The sequence below is a fragment of the Streptomyces sp. NPDC001480 genome (genome assembly GCF_042894725.1).
Classification (GTDB): domain Bacteria; phylum Actinomycetota; class Actinomycetes; order Streptomycetales; family Streptomycetaceae; genus Streptomyces.
The window spans coordinates 216,566-237,806 of sequence record NZ_JBIAVX010000012.1 but is presented as its reverse complement, the minus strand read 5'-3'; the positions used below and the strand labels follow the sequence as shown (position 1 = coordinate 237,806).

General features: G+C 71.8%; 15 protein-coding genes and 1 pseudogene. 6 read left to right on the top strand and 10 right to left on the bottom strand.

Going from position 1 to position 21,241, the window contains the following annotated elements:
• Nucleotides 1-20: 20 nt before the first annotated feature.
• The 3 genes from ACFY01_RS29470 to ACFY01_RS29460 all read left to right on the top strand — a co-directional run bounded on the left by ACFY01_RS29470 (nt 21) and on the right by ACFY01_RS29460 (nt 1,271).
• The gene (locus tag ACFY01_RS29470; RefSeq protein ID WP_390738785.1) at nt 21-200 is read left to right on the top strand and encodes a hypothetical protein; all 180 of its coding nucleotides are present in this window, start codon (nt 21-23) and stop codon (nt 198-200) included.
• A gap of 35 nt (nt 201-235) precedes the next feature.
• On the top strand, nt 236-379 hold the full coding sequence (locus ACFY01_RS29465; RefSeq protein WP_390738784.1) for an SDR family oxidoreductase: 144 nt from the start codon (nt 236-238) through the stop codon (nt 377-379).
• Between the two features lie 103 nt (nt 380-482).
• Nucleotides 483-1,271, top strand: coding sequence for a 2-keto-4-pentenoate hydratase (locus tag ACFY01_RS29460; protein WP_390738783.1), 789 nt, complete (start codon nt 483-485; stop codon nt 1,269-1,271).
• Between the two features lie 36 nt (nt 1,272-1,307).
• Here the strand turns inward: ACFY01_RS29460 and helR are convergent, their stop codons facing one another.
• From helR to ACFY01_RS29425, 7 genes are all read right to left on the bottom strand, one after another.
• Entirely contained in the window at nt 1,308-3,479 is a 2,172-nt protein-coding gene (gene helR / locus ACFY01_RS29455) for an RNA polymerase recycling motor ATPase HelR (RefSeq protein WP_390738782.1), read from the bottom strand.
• Between the two features lie 98 nt (nt 3,480-3,577).
• Nucleotides 3,578-4,807 carry a glycosyltransferase gene (locus ACFY01_RS29450; protein ID WP_390738781.1) on the bottom strand — a complete coding sequence of 410 codons (1,230 nt, stop codon included), beginning with the start codon at nt 4,805-4,807 and terminating at the stop codon, nt 3,578-3,580.
• A gap of 149 nt (nt 4,808-4,956) precedes the next feature.
• A complete protein-coding gene (locus ACFY01_RS29445; RefSeq protein ID WP_390738780.1) occupies nt 4,957-7,620 on the bottom strand; it encodes a discoidin domain-containing protein in 2,664 nt (887 codons plus the stop codon).
• Complete coding sequence (locus ACFY01_RS29440; RefSeq protein WP_390738779.1) at nt 7,617-9,338, bottom strand: DUF2264 domain-containing protein; 1,722 nt, start codon at nt 9,336-9,338, stop codon at nt 7,617-7,619. Before ACFY01_RS29440 ends, ACFY01_RS29445 begins: the two co-directional genes overlap by 4 nt.
• Nucleotides 9,338-10,204: a carbohydrate ABC transporter permease gene (locus ACFY01_RS29435; RefSeq protein WP_390738778.1), complete on the bottom strand. Its 867-nt coding sequence runs from the start codon at nt 10,202-10,204 to the stop codon at nt 9,338-9,340. The genes ACFY01_RS29440 and ACFY01_RS29435 overlap by 1 nt, the downstream gene beginning before the upstream one ends.
• A gap of 8 nt (nt 10,205-10,212) precedes the next feature.
• Nucleotides 10,213-11,154: a carbohydrate ABC transporter permease gene (locus tag ACFY01_RS29430; protein WP_390738777.1), complete on the bottom strand. Its 942-nt coding sequence runs from the start codon at nt 11,152-11,154 to the stop codon at nt 10,213-10,215.
• Nucleotides 11,151-12,470, bottom strand: coding sequence for an extracellular solute-binding protein (locus tag ACFY01_RS29425; RefSeq protein ID WP_390738776.1), 1,320 nt, complete (start codon nt 12,468-12,470; stop codon nt 11,151-11,153). The genes ACFY01_RS29430 and ACFY01_RS29425 overlap by 4 nt, the downstream gene beginning before the upstream one ends.
• A gap of 91 nt (nt 12,471-12,561) precedes the next feature.
• Between ACFY01_RS29425 and ACFY01_RS29420 the strand changes: the two genes are divergently transcribed.
• Entirely contained in the window at nt 12,562-13,611 is a 1,050-nt protein-coding gene (locus tag ACFY01_RS29420) for a LacI family DNA-binding transcriptional regulator (protein WP_390738775.1), read from the top strand.
• Nucleotides 13,612-13,617: 6 nt separating this feature from the next.
• On the opposite strand, the pseudogene ACFY01_RS29415 reads toward ACFY01_RS29420, so the two are convergent.
• The 3 genes and pseudogenes from ACFY01_RS29415 to ACFY01_RS29405 all read right to left on the bottom strand — a co-directional run bounded on the left by ACFY01_RS29415 (nt 13,618) and on the right by ACFY01_RS29405 (nt 16,730).
• Nucleotides 13,618-14,725: pseudogene (locus ACFY01_RS29415) on the bottom strand (NAD(P)/FAD-dependent oxidoreductase).
• A gap of 95 nt (nt 14,726-14,820) precedes the next feature.
• Nucleotides 14,821-15,495 carry a polysaccharide lyase family 7 protein gene (locus ACFY01_RS29410; RefSeq protein WP_390738774.1) on the bottom strand — a complete coding sequence of 225 codons (675 nt, stop codon included), beginning with the start codon at nt 15,493-15,495 and terminating at the stop codon, nt 14,821-14,823.
• Nucleotides 15,492-16,730 carry an SGNH/GDSL hydrolase family protein gene (locus tag ACFY01_RS29405; protein WP_390738773.1) on the bottom strand — a complete coding sequence of 413 codons (1,239 nt, stop codon included), beginning with the start codon at nt 16,728-16,730 and terminating at the stop codon, nt 15,492-15,494. Before ACFY01_RS29405 ends, ACFY01_RS29410 begins: the two co-directional genes overlap by 4 nt.
• 253 nt (nt 16,731-16,983) lie before the next feature.
• Here ACFY01_RS29405 and ACFY01_RS29400 point away from each other — a divergent pair, with 253 nt between their 5' ends.
• Nucleotides 16,984-19,305, top strand: coding sequence for a Tat pathway signal sequence domain protein (locus tag ACFY01_RS29400; RefSeq protein ID WP_390738772.1), 2,322 nt, complete (start codon nt 16,984-16,986; stop codon nt 19,303-19,305).
• 25 nt (nt 19,306-19,330) lie between these two features.
• Nucleotides 19,331-21,229, top strand: coding sequence for a glycoside hydrolase family 97 catalytic domain-containing protein (locus ACFY01_RS29395; protein ID WP_390738771.1), 1,899 nt, complete (start codon nt 19,331-19,333; stop codon nt 21,227-21,229).
• Nucleotides 21,230-21,241: the final 12 nt, after the last annotated feature.

Genomic DNA, 21,241 nt, shown 5'->3' with positions numbered 1-21,241 from the left:
AGTACCTGGACAGGCCGGGGGTGCGCGAGGAGATGGTCGGCCTGGTGCCGGCCGGACGCCTGGGCACGCCGGACGACGTCGTCGGCGGGGTGCTCTTCCACGTGCTCGCCGTGGACGTCAAGGGAACCATGCTGTGCGTCCACGAGTTCGGCTCCCGGATGCTGGAGCAGGGCCACGGCGCCATCGTCAGACGCTGCTGAACCGGGCCGACTGGAAGTTGGGCCGCCGCGAGGACATGGTCGCCAGGACCCCGCTGGGCCGCATCCCCGGCCCGGCCGAACTCGCCGGCACCGCGCTCTTCCTCGCCACCGACGACGCCTCCCACATGACCGGCGTGTACCTCAACGCCGACGGCGGCTTCAACATGACCGGCGCCTGAGACCGCGACCCCCGCGCGGTGTCCGAAGACGGCGCCGCGCTGAGCCCGGGCCCCCTGTAGGGTCTACCCGCAATGGGAACATCCGCTACGGGAGGAGCCCGGGATGGCCCTGACCGCCCGGCAGCGCGCGGAGGCCGCCCGGCTGCTGCGGCAGGCCGAACACCACAAGGCGCCGATCGATCCGCTGTCGGCGCTGCTGCCCGGCCTGGACCTGGCCGACGCCTACGCCGTCCAGCGGGACAACATCGCCCGGCGCCTGGCCGACGGGGCGACGGTCATCGGCCACAAGGTCGGTCTGACCGCCGCCGCGATGCAGCGGCTCCTCGGTGTCGACCAGCCCGACTTCGGGCACCTGATGGACGACATGGTCCACCGGGACGGTGCCCCGGTCCCCGCGGCCCGCTACTGCGCCCCGCGCATCGAACCGGAGATCTGCTTCCGCCTCGCCGAGCCGCTGCGCGGTCCGGGCGTCACCGTCGAGGACGTGCTCGGGGCGACCCATGCGGTGGCACCCGCGCTGGAGATCGTCGACAGCCGGATCCGCGACTGGAAGATCACGCTCGTCGACACCGTCGCCGACAACGCCAGCTCCGCCGGTCTGGTCTGCGGCCCCTGGACGCCCCTGGCGGAGGTGTCCGACCTCGCCTCCGTCCTCGTCGACCTGTTCGTCGACGGCGAGCGCGTCGCCACGGGCAGCGGCAAGGAGGTCCTGGGCCACCCGGCCGCCGCCGTCGCCTGGCTGGCCAACACCCTCGCCGCCTTCGGCGCCGGGCTGGAGCCCGAACACGTCGTGCTGCCCGGCACCATGACCACGGCCCCCTTCGTCGGCGCCGGACAGCGGGTCGAGGCGCGCTTCAGCCACCTCGGCCCGGTGTCCGTGTCCTTCGTCTGACGCGCCGGCCGACGCGTCAGGTGTTCGTGAGCATCGTCAGGAGCTCGTGAGGACGACGAGTCGCTGGGTCGCCCGCGTCATCGCGACATAGCGGTCGACCGCCCCTTCGACGCCCTCGCCGAAGTCCTCCGGGTCGACGAGGACGACCAGGTCGAACTCGAGCCCCTTCGTCAACTCCGGAGCCAGCGACTGTACGCGGGGCGTCGCCCGGAACGCCGGATGGCCGATGACGCAGGCGATCCCCTCGGCGTGCTCGGCCAGCCAGGTGTCGAGGACGGAGTCCAGGTCCGCAACGGATCCGTGCGCGACGGGGATGCCGTTGCCGCGGATGGAGGTCGGCACGTTGGCGTCCGGGAGCACGGCCCGGATGACCGGCTCCGCCGCCGCCATGACCTCTCGCGGAGTGCGGTAGTTGATGCTCAGCGAGGCGAGGTCGATCCGGTCGAACCCGACCCGCTCCAGCCGTTCCCGCCACGACTCCGTGAACCCGTGCCTGGCCTGGGCCCGGTCCCCGACGATGGTGAAGCTCCGGGACGGGCAGCGCAGGAGCAGCATCTGCCACTCCGCGTCGGTCAGTTCCTGGGCCTCGTCGACCACGATGTGCGCGAAGGGACCGGCGAGCAGGTCCGGTTCGAGGGCGGGCAGTTCGGACTCGTCGACCAGGCTGACCTGGGCGTCCTCGCCGCGCAGCATCCTCACCAGGCCTTCGCCGTCGTCACCGTCGGCGCCGGAGTCGGCGGCGGCCCCGATGAGGTTGTCGACGACCTGCGCCATGCGCTCGCGCTGGGCGGCGAGGACGGCCTCGTGCCGGTGCCTCCGCCGCGCCGCCTCCGGGTCGCCGAGCCGCTGCCGGGCCGCGTCCAGGAGTGGCAGGTCCGGCACCGTCCAGGCCTGGGCGTCCGCGCGCTGGAGCTTGCCCACGTCGTCGCGGCCGAGCCAGGGAGCGCACATCCGCAGATAGGCGGGCACCGACCACAGGTCTCCGACCAGGTCGGTCGCCTCCAGCAGCGGCCATGCGCGGCCCAGGGTGTCGACCAGCTCCCGGTCGCGCTGAAGCGACCTGCGGAACCGCTCGCGCGGGACGTCGTCGCCGTCGTACTTGTCCAGCAGGATGGTGACGAGCTCCTCCCAGATCTGGTCGCGTGCTTCGTTGTGCGGCGTACTCGGCCCCGGTGCCCGGAACGCCTCGGCCCAGTCGTCGGCGCTCAGCCAGAGGTCCGCCCAGTCGGTCGTGACCGTCATCCCCTCGGCGGGTGGCTCCTCGTAGAACCTGACGGCCGTCTCGATCGCCCTGACCATGTCCGCGGACGACTTCAGGCGGGCCACGTCCGGGTCGGCCTCGGGCGTCGCCTCCGCTCCCTCGTCCACGAGGCCCCGCAGGACGCAGGTCTGCACGCCCTCCTCGCCGAGGCTGGGCAGGACGTCGGAGACGTAGTTCAGGTAGGGCCGGTGCGGGCCGACGAACAGGACGCCGCCCCGACGGTGGCCGAGACGGGGGTCGGAGTACAGGAGGTGGGCGGTGCGGTGCAGGGCGACGACGGTCTTCCCGGTGCCCGGGCCGCCGTCGACGACGAGGGCGCCACGGGATCCCGCGCGGATGATGGCGTCCTGGTCGGCCTGGATGGTGGCGAGCACATCACGCATCCGGGCCGACCGGTTGGCGCCCAGGCCGGCGATGAAGGCGGACTGGTCGTCGAGCGCGGCATGCCCTTCGAGCCCGTCGGCGGTGAACACCTCGTCCCAGTAGTCGCTGATCCGGCCGTCCGTCCAGCGGTACCTGCGGCGGCTCTTCAGGCCCATCGGGTCGGCGTGGGTCGCCGCGAAGAACGGCTCGGCCGCGGGTGACCGCCAGTCGAGCAGCAGCCGGCGGCCCTCGCTGTCGGTGAGGCCGAGCCGTCCGATGTAGACGGGCTCGGCGTCGTCCGCGGCGACCATGTGCCCCAGACACAGGTCCAGGCCGAAGCGGCGCAGGGTGCGCAGGCGTCCGGTCAGCCGGTGGACCTCGATGTCCCGGTCCATGGCGGCCCGGCCCGTCCCGCCCGGCGCCTTGAGTTCGGCGTCGAGGCGGTCGGACAGCTCGGCGACCGACTGCGCCAGGCACTGTGCGATGGCGGCGAAGTGCCGTTCGTCGTCGGCGACGAGTGCCGGGGCTGCCTTCGCGCAGAGGCGTTCGGGCAGGTCGAACGCGCTCGTGGTCAGGGGGTTCACTGCATCAGCTCCGATGTGGGGGCCGCTCGCGCCCATGGCGCACGGCGAGGTGTCCGGATCGCTGTGCCCGCGGGTCCGGGCCGGCGGATTCCGTGTGGTCACGCGGACGCGGACGGCGTGTCCCGGCTGATCCCCTCGAGGACCAGCCGCGCGGCCACGGTCGCCCCGTCGGTGCGGACCGTGCCGGCCACGGCGGTCGCGCGAGCCCGGGTCTCCGGAGCCAGGGCCACCTCGAGCGCGGCCGACAGGGACTCGAAGGTGGGGGTGGGGCCGTCGTGCGCCGCGCCGATGCCCAGTTCGGCCACCCGGGCGGCCCAGTGCGGCTGGTCCACGATCTGGGGGACGACCACCTGGGGCGCGCCGGCCGCGGCGGCCGTCGTCGTGGTGCCCGCGCCGCCGTGGTGCACGACGGCTGCCACCCGGCGGAACAGCGCCTGGTGGTTGACCTCCCCGACGGTGAAGCAGTCGTCCCGGTCGTCGACGGCCGCGAGGTCGGCCCAGCCGCGCCCGACGAGCACGCGGTGGCCCTGGGCGCGGACCGCTTCGACGGCCACCCGGGCGACGTCCGGCGAGGTGCGCATGGCCATGCTGCCGAAGCCCACGTACACCGGCGGCGCGCCGGCGTCCAGGAAGGCCTCCAGCTCGTCCGGGAGCGGGCGTTCGTCCGGCAGGATCCACGCCCCGGTCTGCACGAGGTCGAGATCGGTCATGTCCTGCCATGGGCCCAGGACCGGGTCCGCCGCCAGCCACGGCCGGTCGGTGAGGACGTGGTCGCGGACGTTGTCCACCGGGTGCAGGCCGATCGCCGCCCGGTGGGTGTTGAGTGCCTCGCCGTACAGCGCGTTCACGCGCTCGCCGTCCACCTTCCACAGCGTCCGGATGTCGGCGTCCGGCGGGGCGGGGCGGCCCGGCCGCCCGGGCGGCGGGAGGTGCGAGGACGGCATTCCGAACGGATGGCAGCACGCGAACACGTAGCGGATGCCCAGTTTCTCGGTCACCGACCGCGCGCCGGCCGGCAGCAGGCCGGTGGCCACCAGCGCGTCACATCCCTCGGCGGCCGGGGCGACCGTGTCGAAGTGCGCGGCGACCAGTTCGGGCGCGAGCTTGAACGCGTCCGCCGGCGACGGATTCGGCCTGGTCACCAGCGAGCGCACCGACGGGCCGAACGGCACCGGCTCCGCACCGGCACGGGCCAGCAGCTCCGCGAACTCCTCGTCCGGCGGCACGCACACCCGGACCTCGGCACCGAGTGTCCGCAGCGCCCTCGCGAGCCCCGCCAGCGGTTCGACGTCCCCTCGTGACCCATACCCCATCAAAAGAACGCGCACTTCGTGAATCCCCTAATTCCGCAGGTTCTGGCCTCGGCCGATGATTCTGCGGCACGATGGGGGCCTTGCCGCAAGCCCCCCAGTGCGCTATAAGTTGAGAGTGGCAAGGAGTGGGTGCACTCCTTGCCTTTGTCGTTTCGCGGCCATTGTCACTGCGCACGGACCGTCAGCCAGTCCAGGGCCGCGACCCGAGGACCTCCCTTCGCGACGAGGTACAGGCTGTGGGTGCCGGCCAGTCGGCGGCGCAGGGCGAGCGACTGCTCCTGCCAGGTGTCGGTGGAGCCGGTGGCGCGTACGCGCAGCGTTCCGGCCACCGGGCCGTCCGGGGCGTCGAGCCGGAGCTGGAGCGCGCAGCCCGCGGTGCAGGTGGAGGCGAGGCGCACGGTGAGCCGGTCGCCGGTCACGCTCGCCCGCCGGAAGCCGATCCGGTCGCCGGAGCCCAGTACGCCGGTGGCGGCCGTGCCGCGGGCGACACCGCGCACGGTGGTGGCCTGCTCGGCCTGGAGCGTGCCGGAGGCGTCGGGGCCGTCGCCGTACAGGCGCAGGTCGTTGACCACCCAGGGAGCCGGGCCGCGCGCGGTGAGCGTCATCCGGACGTACCGGGCCGTCTGCGTCGGGAAGACCGCGTCCTGGGTGAAGGACCGCCCGGAGACCCGGGCGAGGCTCCCGCTCCAGTGCGTGCCGTCGCGGCTCACGGACACGGAGAAGCCGTACGGCTGCCCGCTGGTGTCGCGCCCCGCGTCGAGGGAGAGCCGGTCGAAGGTCTCGGTCCCGCCCAGGTCGACGGTGAGCGACTGGCCGGGGGCCTGCGCGGCGGCGGCCGTCCAGCGGGTGTCGATGTCCCCGTCGACGGCTGCGGCGGCGTCGGTGCCGTCGCTCGTGGTCGCGGTCCAGGTGCCGTGCCGGACGCGCTGTGCGCAGCCGGGGAGGTCGCAGCCGGTCGACCAGACCGGCGCTCCGTACTCGTACGCGCCGACGTCCGGAGCCGAGCCCCGCACGTCCGTGGTGATCCCGTCGATCGTCTCGCCCGCGTCGATGGCGGGTGAGCCGTCGGTGAGCCACAGTTCGCCGTTGACGGCGTCGGTGTAACCGGGCTTGTCGGTGATGAGGTTGGAGCGGACGACGGGCAGCGGGTCGCCGGTCCTGGTCGCGCTGACCGGCGTCGGTCCGACGATGTTGCTGAGGTACGAGCCGGAAGCGTCGGTCGCGCCGCTCAGCAGCGTCGAGTTTCCGTTGACGCCCACGCCGTAACTGGAGTTGTGGTCCTGGTTGGCGATGCTCGGTCCGGTGTGGCCGTTGAAGAACGTACCGCGGGTGCCGGTGTTCCAGGCGACGTTGTGGTGCAGCAGGAAGTGCCCCGAGTAGTTGTCGACGTAGAAGCCGACCTGGCCGTCGGCGTCGTGGGAGGTGTTGTGGTCGATGGAGCTGCCGGAGCCGTCCAGGCTGCAACAGACGTAGAAGGGTGACCCGTCGCGGGAGGTGCGCATCGCCTCGGACATGTCGTTGTAGGCGATGCGGTCGCCGTGGAACTCCGTGCCGCCCAGCTGCCACGCCGTGTCGATGGCGGCGCGTCCGGTGCGCCGGATCGTGTTGTGCGTGACGGTGTGGTCGTCGCCGTTGATCTCGATGCCGGGTGTGTAGCTGCCCATCCAGCCGACGTCGTGGATGTAGTTGTCGGTGACGGTGTTGCCGGTGCCGCGCACCAGGACGCCGTCGCCGGCGGACCGCGAGATCTCGCTGTTCTTCAGGGTGTTTCCCGTGCCGAGGATCTGCACGCCCGAGTCGAGGATGCGGGAGGCGACGATGTGCCCCTCGAACGGCGGGACAGCGAGGTCGCTGTCGGGCGGCATGGGGAGGGTCGAGAACTCGGAGATGTACGTGGCGTGGAGTTGGTCGATCACAACTCCCGTAGTGTCCCTGCCCGTTCGCAGGGACGTGCCCCACAGGTTCAGCCCGCGCACGGTGAGGTACGAGCTGCTGCTCAGGTCGACGCCCCAGAGGCGGTGCTTGGCGGTCACCGTGTGCCCTGCCATGCCGCCCTTCGGCGGTACGAGGTAGAGCCGGTGCGCGGATTTGTCGTAGTACCACTCCCCCGGCTGGTCGAGGGCGGCCTTCGAGCCCACGAGGTAGTAGTTGCGGTAGTTCTGGTTGCCCATGCACAGGGGCGGGCAGCGGTGGTTGCCGCCCTTGAAGTCCAGCTTGCCGTGTGCGGTGGCGGTGACCGTGCCGGTCTGCTGGGCCCACGGGTTGGAGCCGGCCCACAGGTGCACGGTGGCGCCGGTCCAGTCGGCGTCCGGCAGGTCGGTGTCGTCGATGTGCTGGTCGGTGGAGGTGGGATCGGCCTCGGCCCAGGTGGTGTTCAGCGGATCGGCGCCGGAGTTCGGCCAACGTCCCTCGGCCGCACGGTCGTTGTCGAGGAAGACCGCATTGAAGTCGGGGTCGAGCGGAAGGTTCGTGTCGGCGGCGACCAGTCCGTCCCCTGCGTCCTTCCAGCCGGTCACCGGCTCGGTCCCGTCTACGGTCACCGGGCCGTCTCCGTACGCGGCGAGGGTGATCGGGGCGTCCTTCGTGCCGGAGGGCGGGGTGATCTGCTCGCGGTAGGTGCCGTGGTGGACGAGGCAGGTGTCGCCGGGGCGGACCCGGGAGAGGCAGCCGGTGATCGTGCGCAGGGGGCTCGACGGGGAGCCGTGGGCGTGGTCGCTGCCCCAGGGGGCGACGTGATAGGTGCGAGCGGGGGCCGCCGCGTGCGCCTGGACCGGGAGGGCCAGCAGCGTTGTCACGGCGGCCAGTACGGACAGGTGTCTCGGTCTCATGTGCCGTCTCCAGTCGTCGGGGGTCGCCGCCAGGCCGCCTCGGCTTCGGGGCCGCCGGGGGCACCGAGCACCGCGCATCTGAGCCAGTGCTCCCCGGGCGGGATGCGACCGGTCAGCATGGGCAGTGCCGTGCGCCGGGCCAGGACGTTGGTGCCGGGCAGGCAGTCGATGACCTCGCCCCGGCGCACGCCGTCGAGGTCCCGCAGACCGGTGAAGCCCGCCGGTGCGGACACGCGGGCGTAGCCGACGCCGGTCCTCAGGCTCACCCCTGGGTCGCGGTCGACGGCGAAGGCGCCCTCCGCCGTGTGGAGGGTCCGCCCGGTCCGCAGGCGGTGTCTGCGCACGTGCCACGGGGGCGCGGCGGTCAGCCAGGTGGTGATCTCGACGTCGGGCCAGGGCCACCAGGTGCTGAGCACGGTGTCGCCCCTCAGGTGCCAGCCGGCCGGTTCCTCGCGCACCCGGTAGTGCCTCCCGCCGTCGTCGCTGAGCGCGAGCATCGAGTCGTACGCGCCCTGCTCCAGTCCGAGCGCACCGCTCGGCAGGCTGAAGCCGAAGCGCGTCGAGTAGGCGAACTTGGCGTACTTCGCGGCGCCGTGCCGCACCCAGGGGTGGTGCTGGCGCCCGGCGAGCAGTGTGACGTCCCCGCCCGCGCGCATCAGGACCGCGCCGGCGTGCGGCTGCGAGCTGACTGCCGGGAGAAGCGGGGCGGGCTGCTCCGCGGCGGTCCAGAACGGGTGGTCGGCGGTCAGGGCGAGCGGCAGGAACGCCTTCAGGGACCAGTACGGTGAGCCCGGCGCGTTGTACTGCTCGGCCAGCGCGGGCTGCGGATAGCCGTATCCGATGGACAGCAGCCCGTCGGGACCGGTCACCGGGCGTCCCTGCCACCACCGCAGGTGCCGCAGCAGATAGCCCTTGACCTCGCCCCATGGCAGCGCGTCGACCCCGGCGAAGGGCAGTGCGCCCCAGAAGGCGGCCTGCGCCCAGCGGTAGGTGAGGCTGCGGCCGTACGGGACGGCTGCGCCGTCGTCGGCGAACCAGTGCCGGAAGTCGTGCGCGAACCGGGCGGCGCGCTCGCGGAACCGGTCGCCGTCACCGGCGAGCCGGGCGTACAGCAGGCCGTAGAAGTGCATGGCCCAGGGCACGTAGTAGTCGCGGCGTTCGGTGGGTCCGTCGCAGTACCAGCCGTCGCCGAGCCAGAAGGCCTCCAAGCGGTCGAGGCGGGCGGTGATCAGCTCACGGTCGTAGGCCACGCCCACCCGGTCCAGGCCGAGACCGATCAGCACCGGGAAGAAGTGCCAGTTGTTGTCGGCGGTCTCGCACGGCAGGGCGCTCAGCAGCCAACGGGCCAGCCGGTCGCGTTCGGGGCCGGTGAGCGCGTCCCAGAACCATTCGGGCGCCACCGCCAGCGCGAAGCCGATGGCGGCCATCTCCACGATCCGCTGATCGCGGTCGCCGGGTTCGCCCCAGTACTCGGGGTGGCCGGGATCGCTGCCGGACGCCAGCCCGCGCGACCACAGTTCTGCGTGCGGCACTGAGCCCTTGCCCGCGGAGAGCGGGGCGAGCCCCCACAGCGGGCGGGCGAAGGACTCCAGTTCGGCGGCGGTGTCGTCGTGAATCGCGGTGTTGACGCCGAGGCGCACCCGGGCCCGTCCCGTGCTGAAGTGCGGCACGACGGCAGCCGCCAACCGCCGCAACTCCTCCTGTAGTTGCTCCCTCATCAGCCCTTCTCCGCCCCGGCCGGCAGCCCTGTGCGCAGGAAACGCTGTGCCAGCACGAATCCGACGAGGAGCGGCGCACAGGCCACCAGACCGGCGAGCGCGGCCTCCGGCTGGTGGATGTCGAGGTCGGCGAAGCCGCTGGAGTTGTTGACCGCGCCGGTGGACTGGAGCAGGGACATCAGGCCCAGTTGGAGGGTGAAGGTGCGGTCGTCGGAGAGCATGACGAAGGGGAGGAAGAAGTCGGTCCAGCAGCGGACGAAGCCGAAGAACGCGATCAGGGCGATCGCCGGGCGGGCCAGCGGAACCGCCACCGACCAGAACAGCCGCAGTTCGCCCGCGCCGTCGACGCGCCCGGCGTCCAGCAGGCTGTCCGGCAGGTTGGCCTGGAAGTGCAGGAAGGCGAGGTGGACACCGAACGGGTAGAAGGAGAGCGGCAGGACGACCGCCCAGACCGTGCCGGTGAGGCCGGCCGCCGACATCTCCAGGTACAGCGGCAGCACCAGGGCGGCCGGGGGCAGGATCATCGTCACGACGGAGAGGGTGAGCAGGGTCCGGCGGCCCGTGAAGTCGTGCTTGGCGAGCACGTAGCCCGCGGGCACGCAGAGCAGCAGGGCGAGGACGACGCTTGCGACCGCGTAGATGACGGAGTTCCCGATCCACAGGGTGATCTCGCCGTCGTTGTACGACATCAGGTGCTGCCAGGCGTCGCCGACGTTGCCGAGCGCGCCGAAGCCGAGCGGGGATCCGGTCGTCAGGTCGTCGGCGGTACGGGTGGGCGCGAGGAGGAGCCAGAGCAGGGGCAGTCCGAAGAAGACGGCGGCGCCGAGCAGGAACAGGGCGCGGGCGCCGCGGGTCAGGGCGGTCATGGTCCGGCTCACCCGGCTTTCGTGGGGTCCGTGGCGTACATGCGGGTGCGGGTGATCACGATCCACGCGGCCAGCAGCCCGACCGCGAGCATGGCCAGCGACAGCGCCGCCGCTGTGCCGAAGTCGCCGTCCTGGGTGGCGTAGACGTAGGCGAGCTGGTTGACGGACCAGGTGGGGCTGATCTGGCCGGGGGCGCCGGTGCCGAGCACGGTGGGTTCGACGAAGACCTGGCTGCCGGCGGCGAAGCTGGAGATCAGCACGAAGGCCACGTAGGTGCGGACCAGGGGCAGCTTGATGTGCCACATGGTGCGCCAGGCCGACGCCCCGTCGACCTGGGCGGCGTCCAGGACGTCCTTGGGGAGTGCGGTGAGTGCCCCGTGCAGGACGACGATCCAGCCGCCCGCGTGCACCGCGACACCCATCACGGCGAGGACGGCGATCAGACTGCCGCCGGAGAGCGCGTCCGTGGCGCTCTTGACGTCCATGAGCCTCAGCAGCGGTCCGAACGGGCTGTTGTCCGGGCTGACCATGAACAGCCAGAGCAGGGCCGCAGCCGAGCCGGTGACCGCGCCCGGCAGGTAGTAGACGAGTTGGAAGGCGCCGGAGGACCGGCCCGGCCGGGCGTGCAGCGTGAAGGCGAGCGAGAGGACGGTCAGCAGCAGGACCGGCAGCCAGAGCAGGAGGTACAGGGCGACGTTCTGGGCCGCCTCGCCGAGCCGGTAGTCGTCGAGGACGGCCGTCCAGTTGCGTCCACCGGCCCAGGAGCCGTCGTGGACGAAGGAGGTCCACAGGGCGTATCCGGCGGGCGCGAGGCCGAAGACCGCGAGGAACAGGGTGTACGGGCCGACGAGGATCCACACGGCGGTGGTACGGCTCCGGTGTCCGCGGCGCCGGGGTCCGGCCGGTGCGGCGGTGGCCGTCGCCGGTGGCCGGGTGGGGGTCAGCGTCATCGTCCGACCGTGTATGCGCTGGTTCTGGCCGCCGCGGCCAGCTTGTCCTGCCAGCTCTTCAGCGCGTCGCCCAGGTCGCCGCCGGAGTCGGCCGCCTTGCCCACGGTGTCGTTGAAGCTCGTCTGCCACGCGGCCTCGAAGCGGACAGCGCCGAAACCGGGGCGCAGCGCGTTCGCCGACGCGGTGAGGGCGGGCATCGGGTCGGCGGCGTAGTAGGGGTCCTCGGACTTGGCCTCGCCCCACTTTTGGGCTGCCGCCGCGAACGCGGGGTAGGTGGGCTGCTTCGCCTGAAGGGCGACGTCGGTGGTCATCCAGCGCACCAGGTCCACGGCCTGCTTCGTACGGTCCCCGGCGTGCGCGGAGACGAGGAAGGCTCCGCCGCCGACCTGGCCGGCGTAGGACTTGGTCTCGCCGGGCCAGGTGGGCATGGGCGCGGCGGCGATCCGTCCCGCGGGGATCTTGAAGGCGGGCCCGAACATGAAGTCGCCGAACCAGGCGGGGCCCGGCAGCATCAGGATCTTCTTCTCCTTGCCGAGCTTGGCGAAGGCGGGGTCGGTGGGCACGACGGTCGTGACCGCCTTGGCCCTGGCCATCGGCTGGAGCAGGTCGGCGACCCGGGTGCAGTTCTGCCGGGTGAGGTCGACGCGGACCCTGGTGAGGCTGAGGGTGTCGCGGGTGGGGCAGCCGCTGCTGCCGAAGTAGACGCCGGCGCCGTACTTGCCGTTGATCGCGCCGACGACGGTGCCGGGGTGCTCCTCGGCCGCCTTCAGCCCGACCCGCTGGTACTCGGCCCAGGTCTTGGGGACCTCGTAGCCGTAGCTCTTCATCAGTTTCGCGTCGTGCCAGAGCACGGTCGGCGCGATGTCGTTGCGCAGGCAGTACGTCTTGCCGCCGAAGGTGCAGGTGTCGAGCGAGCCGGGGGTGAATCCGTCGCGGACGGACTTCGGTACCAGGCCGTCGAGCGGGGCCGCGTAGCCGAACCTGTCGCTCGCCAGGGTGGCGGCCTCGGCCGGGTTGGCGAGGAAGACGACGTCCGGCCAGCCGCTCCTGGTGCGGTTGGCGAGCGAGACCTTGGTGGGGACGTAGCCCGCGTCGGGCGGGATCGTGACGATGCGCATCTTCAGGCCGGGGTGCGCCTTCTCGTACTGCTGCGCCGCCGGGGTGCGGGTGTTGTCCACCCACACCAGTAACTCACCCTTGCCGTCGCCCGAGGTGCCGCTGCCGCCGCCGGTGCCGCCGCAGCCGGCCAGCAGGAGCGCCGCGCCGACGGTCAGGGAGGCGGCCCGCCAACTCCGGCCCGGACGCCATCTCTTCATCGAGAACCACCTGCCACCTCTACGCTGGAGGGTTGGATTGCGATAGTTTTCGCAATCTGCGACCGCTCCGGAAACGTAGGAGATTCATCCGATGACGTCAACAGTCCGGACAGGATCCGGCGAAGCGAGGCGGCGCACTCTGGCCGAAATCTCCGATGAGGCGGGCGTTTCGGTCTCCACCGTCTCCAAGGTGCTGCATCAGAGATCCGACGTATCCCCTGAGACCAGGGCCAAGGTGCAACGCCTGCTGGAGAAGCACGGCTATCTGGCGCGGCAGCGGCCCGCCGCCACCGCGGCACCGCCCGGCGGGCTGATCGATCTGGTCATCAACGAGTTGGACAGCCCCTGGGCGGTGGAGCTGATCCGCGGCGCCGAGGACGTGCTGCACGAGGCCGGCATGGGACTGGTCGTCTCGGCGACCCACGGGCGGCGGAATCGGGCGCGCCAGTGGCTCGACTCGCTGGCCACGCGTCCCACGCGCGGCGCGATCCTCGTCGTACCCGAACTCACCGCGGGGCAGCAGGCGGACCTCGCCGGCCTCGGCATCCCGTACGCCCTCGTCGCACCGATCGACGAGCCGGCGCCCGGCATCCCCTGGGTGGGCGCGACCAACTGGCCCGGCGGGTTCGCCGCGACCCGTCACCTCATCGAGCTCGGCCACCGGCGTATCGCGGTCATCAGCGGTCCGGAGCGCCGGCTTACCTCACGCGCCCGGGTGGACGGCTACCGTTCGGCACTTGCGGAGGCCGGGCTCCCCTTCGACCCGGAGCTCGTCCGCTACGGCGACTTCACCCATGGTCTCGCGCATCAACACGCCCTGGATCTGCTGGCGTTGCCCGACCGCCCCACGGCGGTCTTCGCGGGCAGCGACCATCAGGCGCTGGGCACCTACCGCGCGGCGGCCGAGCGGGGACTGCGCGTCCCCGACGACGTCAGCGTGGTCGGCTTCGACGACCTGCCGTTCGCGGACTGGGTGACCCCCCGCCTGACGACGATGCGCACTCCCCTCGCCGACATGACCGGTCTCGCCGCCCGGATGGTCCTGCGGCTGCTGTCGGGTCAGGAACCGGAGACCACACGGGTGGAGGTGGCCACGGAACTGGTCGTCCGGGAGAGCAGCGGGCCGCCGGCGAAAAGGTGACGGCGGTCAGGCCGCCGCGTATCCGAGCTGGCGGCGCATGAAGGGGGTCATGAGGGTCTTCGCCTTGGCCAGGGTGGTGGTGAGGGTTCCGAGGACCGCCGTCTCGCCGCCCGGCACGGGCAGCATGGTCACCCCGTCGGCCGGACCGAACGGCACGATGAGCGGGGTCCGGTGGACCGCCCGGTAGGAGCGGGGCTTGCTGCCGTGCCGACCCGAACTGCGCAGGTAGGCGCGGATGTTGTGGAAGGCGACCGCCGCCTGGGCCAGCGCTGCCGGGGTGACCTTGAGCTCTCCGACGTCGTTCACGTCACCGACCGCGAACACGTCCGGCCACCCTTCGACGCGGAGCATCCGGTCAACCTTGACGTGACCCGTCCCGTTCAGCCAGTCACCGTGCCCGGCCAGACGCAGCCACAGGGTGTTGGGGGTGGTGCCCGTCGCCCAGAAGGAGAGGTCGGCGGCGAGGACGGCGCCATGGGCGTCGCGGTAGGTGCCGAAGTCGTTGCCGGGGGCCATGAAGGTGTCGAGCCGTACCTCCACGTCATGCGACTCCAGCCAGGCCCGGGCCTTCCGGCCGGCGCGGGCGCTGCCCGTGGAGTGCAGCAGTTCCTGCCCCGCGTGCGCGAGGGTGACCCGGGCGTCCGGCCGGGCCAGGCGGATCTCGGCGCTGAGTTCGACGCCGGAGGGGCCACCGCCGACGACGAGGACGTGTTCGGCGGTGGCGACCTTCCGCTGGTGTTCGTCGAACGACTTGGCCGCTTCCTCGATGGTGACGCCGGTGAAGCGTGCCGGTTCCGGGTAGTCGGCGCCGGTGGCGATCACCAGCACGTCGTAAGGCAGCCGCTCACCGGTGGCGAGTGCGACCTCCCGTGCGGCGGTGTCGACGCGCACCGCCTTGCCGACGATCACCCGGCCGTTGCGCAGCAGACGGTCGTACGGGATGAAGGGGGTCGCCGTCCACTCCGGACGCACTCCGGCGCGCAGCGAGGCGATCCGGTGGAAGAAGACCTCCTTGCGGTCCACGAGCGTGACGTGCGCCGTCGCGTCCAGCCGTCTCGACAGGCGGACGCCCGCATAGCCGCCGCCTATCACCCACTACGTTGCCATCTCGCACCGGGGTCTCCTGCGCTGTGGGGGTATGGGCGCGAGATTAACACTTGAAACTTAAAGCGCCTGGAGAGCTCTGTGTGAGTACTGTGAAGGGAGCGTTCACCGTGTCCAGTACACGATGTTGCGGAAACGTGCCTCGGCACGGCCCGAACCGTGGTTGTACACGCCGTTCTTGAAGTAGCGGGTGGCGGGACCCCGGTCGGCGACGGTCAGGACGAGGGAGTCGTCGAAGTAGACCTTGATCCTCCCGGTCCCGCTGCTCGCCGCGTGGGCGACCTTCACGTTGAACCAGGTGTCGTACGCACCCGTCTTGAGCACCATGCCGTCGTAGCGCCGCACGGTGCCGCCGTTCGTGTCGTAGACGTTGAGCATGATGTCGGTGGCGGGGGTGCCCGAGGGATGGACGCCCCGCAGGATCTGGACGAAGGAGGCGCCGTCCGTGCCGGACGGGAGGTAGACGTCGGCGTCCCACATGTGGTCGCCCGTCGTGTAGTCGACCTTCCAGCGCATCTCGGTGCGCGGGTCGGTGGAACTGCCCTCCGCGAAAGGCTCGTCGGTGGCGTACACCCACATGCGGTGGACGCCCCCGCTGTAGCTGTGCCGGTCGCCGAGGTCGAGGTTCCAGGGCTTGTGCCAGCTGTAGGTGAAAGAGGTCCGGGTCCAGCCGTCGGTGGGGTCGGCGGCCGCGACGGCGGGTGTGGCGGCCGGGAGGGTGAGTGCGGCGCCCCCGGTCAGCAGGCCGGCGCCGGCCCGTAGGACGGATCTCCTGTTCATCGTGTGTCCTTTCCGGTGAGTGAGTGGAGGTCGATCGCGTCGGCCATCGCCCGCAACCCCGTGTCGTCGAAGTGCAGGTGGTCGCCGGAGTCGTAGTCCGGCAGGATCCGGTCGGGCGCGGCGGGGTCGCGGACGACCGCGTCGAAGTCCACCACCGCGTCGAAGATGCCGCCGTACCGGATCAGGTCGTTGACGGACTGCCGTACGGCCTCGCGGGCCGTGGTCCAGCCGCCGTTGCCGCCGTACGGGGTGATCGTGCCGCCGACGACACGGATGCCGCGGGCGTGGGCGCGTGCCACGATCTCGCGGTACGCGGCCTCGAACGCGGCGGGGTCGGTCTGGTTGGGGCTGCCCTTGATGTCGTTGATGCCCTCCATGACGACCAGGGCCCGTACACCGCTGCGGGAGAGCACGTCGGCGTCCAGCCGGGACAGGGCGCTGGGGCCGGTGCCGTCCAGCAACACGCGGTTGCCCGCGATGCCGGCGTTCAGCACGCCGAGGCGCTCGCGCGGCGGCAGTTCGCGCAGTCGGGCGGCGAGCCGGTCGGGCCAGCGGTGGTTGGCGCTCGAGGTCGAACCGGAGCCGTCGGTGATCGAGTCGCCCAGCGTCACGACGCTGCCCGCGGCGGGTGCGCCGAGCACGTCGACGCCGGTCAGGTAGTACCAGGAGCCGGTGGTCCGGGTGTACGACGTGCCGTCCTGGTCGGCGGTGTGGTCGCCGGCCGGGGCGAGGAAGGAGGTCTGCAGGCCGGAGCGGTGGTACGTCGCCGGGCCTGAGTCATGGGGCGTGTACAGGCTGACCAGGAGGTTGGCGTCCGCGGGCACCCGCAGCGGCACCGGATCGCTCACGGCGTCCCGCCCCGCCGGTATCGCGGCGGCGGTGGCGCCGTGGAAGGTGACCGTGCGCACCGAACCGGGCACGGCGTCCGGGCTCTTCGGGGCGCCGGTCTCCTGTACGGCCACGGTGACGGCCCCGAGTTCGAGCGGCGCGGTGCCGAGCCGGTTGGAGATCCGGATCCGGGCCGCGCGGCCTCCGAGGCTGGTGTGGATCACGTTGCGCACCGACTGGTCCGGGAGTTGGGCGATGGTGCCGGTGGCGGCGGCCTCCCAGGTGCCGGTCCAGGGGCTTTTGTGCGGGTGGCCCAACGGGGTCGCGTTCGCCGGGGATGACTGCGACACAAGGGTCAGTGCGGCCGCGAGAGCCGCGAGTGACGACGCGATCGAGCCTCTGCGCATGGAGTGCCGTCCTTCCGGTGGGGAGACGGAGGCGGGCAGGGAGCGGGATGCGAAGGCAGGGAACTCCAATACATCGGAGGAGTCAAGGACTTGAGTCAGGATTAGTCATGTGAACGTGAAGCTCACAGCCGCGTTTCCAGCCCAATGCGGCGCCATCACCCAACTGTTGGCCTTGTTGACAGAGACACGCAGGGTGCCTAGGTTCGCCGATACACCCGATGTATTGAAGATCTGTCAGGTCTGGAGGACGACGATGACCTCGCAGCCGGAGAAACGCTCACCGGTGCCCCGAAGAGCGGTACTCGGCACCGCCCTGGGAGGAGCGGCAGCCTCGGCCCTGCCCGGAACCGCTCACGCCGGACAACCCTCGGCCACGGTGCGATCGACGGGCACCAAGGCCGGACGCCCGTGGAAACTCCGCGACACCATGACCACCGACAGCGCCTGGGACCGGTTCCTGCGCGGCCAGGACCTGCTGTGGACCAGGCTGCCCACCCTCTGGTACGAGGGCCCGTTCCTCGGCGACGGCCTGCTCGGCAGCATGGTCTACCAGGAGCCGGGCGCCAACCGGATCCGTTTCACCGTCCAGCACGGCCGCGTCCAGGACCACCGGCCCGAGTTCGGCAGCGGCTGGGGCACCTGCCGTCTGCCGGTCGGACACCTCACGCTCGAACCGGCCGGCACCATCACCGCCGTCGACTGGCGGCTGAGCCTGTGGAACGCCGAGCTCACCGGCACCGTCACCACCACCGCGGGCACGCTCACCCTCTCCGCCCACATCCACGACGAGGTCTTCGCCGCCCGTGTCACGGCCGGCGGCGGGGAACACGTCACCTGGACGTTCCACCCGGAGGAGGCCGTCAGCCCCCGGCGCATCAGCGAGGCCCCGCCCTCCGGATACACCGCCAACCCGCCCTGGACCACCCGCACCGCCGCCGACGGCACCGAACAGGTGCTCCAGCCCCTCACCGGCGGCGGCCAGACCGCCACCGCGTACCGCCGCAACGGCCACGACCTGCTGCTCAGCGTCGGGCACAGCTCGCCCTCCGACACCGCCGCCGAGGCCGACTCGCTGCGCAACCTCCGGCGCGCCACGTCGTACGGCGCCTTACGGCGACGGCACACCCGCTGGTGGCACGAGTTCTACCGCAAGAGCTTCGTGTCGTTCCCCGACCAGCGGCTGCAGAGCTTCCACTGGATCCAGCTCTACAAGGTCGCCTCCGCGAGCCGCGCGGGCGGCCCCGTCATGGCCACCTCCGGGCCGTGGCTGGAGCCCACGCCCTGGCCGGCGGTCTGGTGGAACCTCAACGTCCAACTGGAGTACTGGCTCATCCATGGCTTCAACCACCCGGAACTGGACTCGCTCGCCACCACGCTGCGGCAGAACCAGGAACAGCTGGTCGCCAACGTGCCCGCGGCCTACCGCGCGGACAGCTCCGGCATCGGCCGCAGCTCCGACATGTTCGCCGACCGGGAGGTGGGCAGGCCCGGTACCGGCGCCGAGACCGGCGACCTCACCTGGGCGCTGCACAACGTGTGGCTGTCCTACCGGCACTCCATGGACGAGGCCCTGCTGCGCGACACGGTCTTCCCCGTACTGCGCCGGGCGGTCAACTACTACCTGCACTTCCTCACCCCGGGCAGCGACGGCAAGCTCCACCTGCCGAGCACCCTCTCCCCCGAGTACCCCGTCGTGCCGCCGCAGGACACCAACTACGACCTGGCCCTGATCCGCTGGGGCTGTCAGACGCTCCTGGACTGCGCCGAACGGCTCGGCGTGGACGACGAGTTGAAGCCGCGCTGGCAGGAGGTGCTGGCCCGGCTCACACCGTATCCGGTCGACGACAACGGCTTCATGATCGGCGCGGACACCCCGTACGCGCAGTCCCACCGGCACTACTCGCACCTGCTGATGGTGTACCCGCTGTACCTGGTCAACTGGGACCAGCCCGAGAACCGGGAGCTGATCGCGAAGTCGGTGGCCCGCTGGCACGCGCTGACCGGCGCCCACCGGGGCTACAGCTACACCGGGGCCGCCTCGATGTACGCGATGACCGGTGACGGCGACACCGCGATCACCTACCTGCGGAAGTTCTTCGACCCCACCACCCGCTACCCCTGCCGGGCCAACACGCACTACACGGAGGCCGGACCGGTCATCGAGACGCCGCTGTCCGCCTCGCAGTCGCTGCACGACATGTTCTGCCAGAGCTGGGGCGGGACCATCCGCGTCTTCCCGGCCGTCCCGTCCGCCTGGGCGGACGTCACCCTGCACGACTTCCGCACCCAGGGCGCCTTCCTGGTCAGCGCCGTCCGGAAGGCGGGCGTCACCCGGTTCATCCGGGTCAGGAGCCTGGCGGGCGAGCCCCTCAGGCTCCGCCACGGCCTGACCGGGCCGCTCACCGTCCTGCTCGACGACGGCAGCCCGGCCCACACCCACGACCTCGGTGACGGCACCCTCGGCATCGACCTGCCGCGCGGCCGGGAGGTGCTCGTGCACTCCGGTTCCCGGCCCGACCTCGTCATCGCGCCCGTCGCCGTCAGCGAACCGGGCGCGGCCTGGGGACTGCCGTAACGGCCACACACCTCGGAGGGATCACATGGCGGTTTCTCTCACCAGAACCAGAACCGCGGTCGCCGCGCTCTCAGCGGGCCTGGTGGCCGCACTCTTCACGACCGTGCCCGCGCACGCCGAGCGACACGAGCGATCGTGGTCGGTGTCCGAGGCGGCACGCACACCCCGAGCACGGATCGCCCTGGACGACACCACCGGCACCCTGAGCCTCACGGTCTCCCGTGACGGCCGTACGGTCGTCGAGCCGTCACCCGTCGGCATCGTCACCGAACGGGCCGACCTGTCGCAGGGGTTGCGCTTCCTGCACCGCAAGGACCGTACGGTGAAGGAGCGTTACCGGACGAAGTCCGGGAAACGTCTGGAGCGCAGGGTACGGATGAACGAGTCCCGGCTCTCCTTCACCACCGGCGCCGGCGCCCGGCTCGACCTCGTCGTCCGCGCCTCCGCCGACGGCATCGCCTACCGCTACGTCCTTCCCGCCGGGTACGGCGACGTCCTCGGCGAGACCTCCGCGTTCAACCTGCCGCCGGACGCCAGCGCGTGGCTCGGCGCCTACCGGGTCGACAACGAGGGCCGGTTCAACCAGTACACCGCCGCGACCGCCCCCACCGGCGAGTACTCCGACCAGGCGCTCTTCTCCACCGCGGGCGGCTACACCCTGCTCGCCGAGTCCGACCTCACCGGCGCCTACTCGGGCGCCCGGCTCGCCCACGACCAGGGCACCGGCACCTACCGGATCAGGCTCGCCGACGACCGGGTCCACACGGGCGGCCCCCTCGCCACCCCCTGGCGGGCCATGGTCACCGGCGACCTGGCGACCGTCACCCGCTCCACCTTCACCGACGACCTCGCCCCCGCCGCCGAGGTCGCCGACACCTCCTGGATCCGGCCCGGCACCGTGCTGTGGACCTGGCTCGCCGGCGGTCGCGCGGCCGGCCAGAGCCTCGCCGCGCAGAAGGCGTACGTCGACTACGCCGCCGAGCGGCACTGGCCGTACGAGGCCGTCGACGCGGGCTGGTACTTCAAGACCGACGAGTGGGACACCACCGACCCGAACTGGCAGACCGACAGCTGGCTCCCCCAACTCGTGGACTACGCGCGCGCCAAGGGCGTCGGGATCGTCGTCTGGATCCACCAGCGCGACCTCGACACACCGGAGGAACGCGCCCAGTGGCTGCCCACCCTGGAGCGGTGGGGCGTCAAGGGTGTCAAGATCGACTTCATGAACTCCGAGGCGCAGTCCATGCTCCAGTGGTACGACGCCATCCTCCGGGAGACCGCCGCCCACCACCTCATGGTCGACTTCCACGGCTCCACGATCCCCAAGGGCATCCAGCGCACCTGGCCGCAGGCCATGACCATGGAGGGAGTCGGCGGCGAGGAGAAGCGCACCAACACCGCCGCCCACCTCACCATCCTGCCCTTCACCCGCAACGTCATCGGCTCCATGGACTTCACCCCCGGGGGCTTCCAGCGCGTCGGGCAGCGCCCCGACTCCGACGCGGCCGAGGTCGGGCTCACCGTCGCCTACGAGTCGGGTCTCCAGATGTTCGCGGGCACCCCCGAGTCGTACGACGCCCGGCCGCTCGCCCGGGCCTTCCTCGACCAGGTCCCCGCGGCCTGGGACGACACCCGGCTGCTCGCCGGGCGACCCGGCCAGGAGGCCGTGCTCGCCCGCCGCGGCGGCGACCGCTGGTTCCTGGGCGGGGTGTACTCCGGCGCCGCCCGCACGGCCGGGGTACCGCTGTCCATCGGCCCCGGACGGTGGCTGGTGGAGACGATCCGGGACGGCGCCGACGGTCTCGTCCAGGACCGCCGGATCCTGCGTGGCGGCGACACGCTCGGCGTCGACATCGCGGCCGACGGGGGCTTCGCCGGAATCGCCTGCCGTTGGCATCCGGGCGTCACCACCTGCTACCGCTGACGACCCGCGACG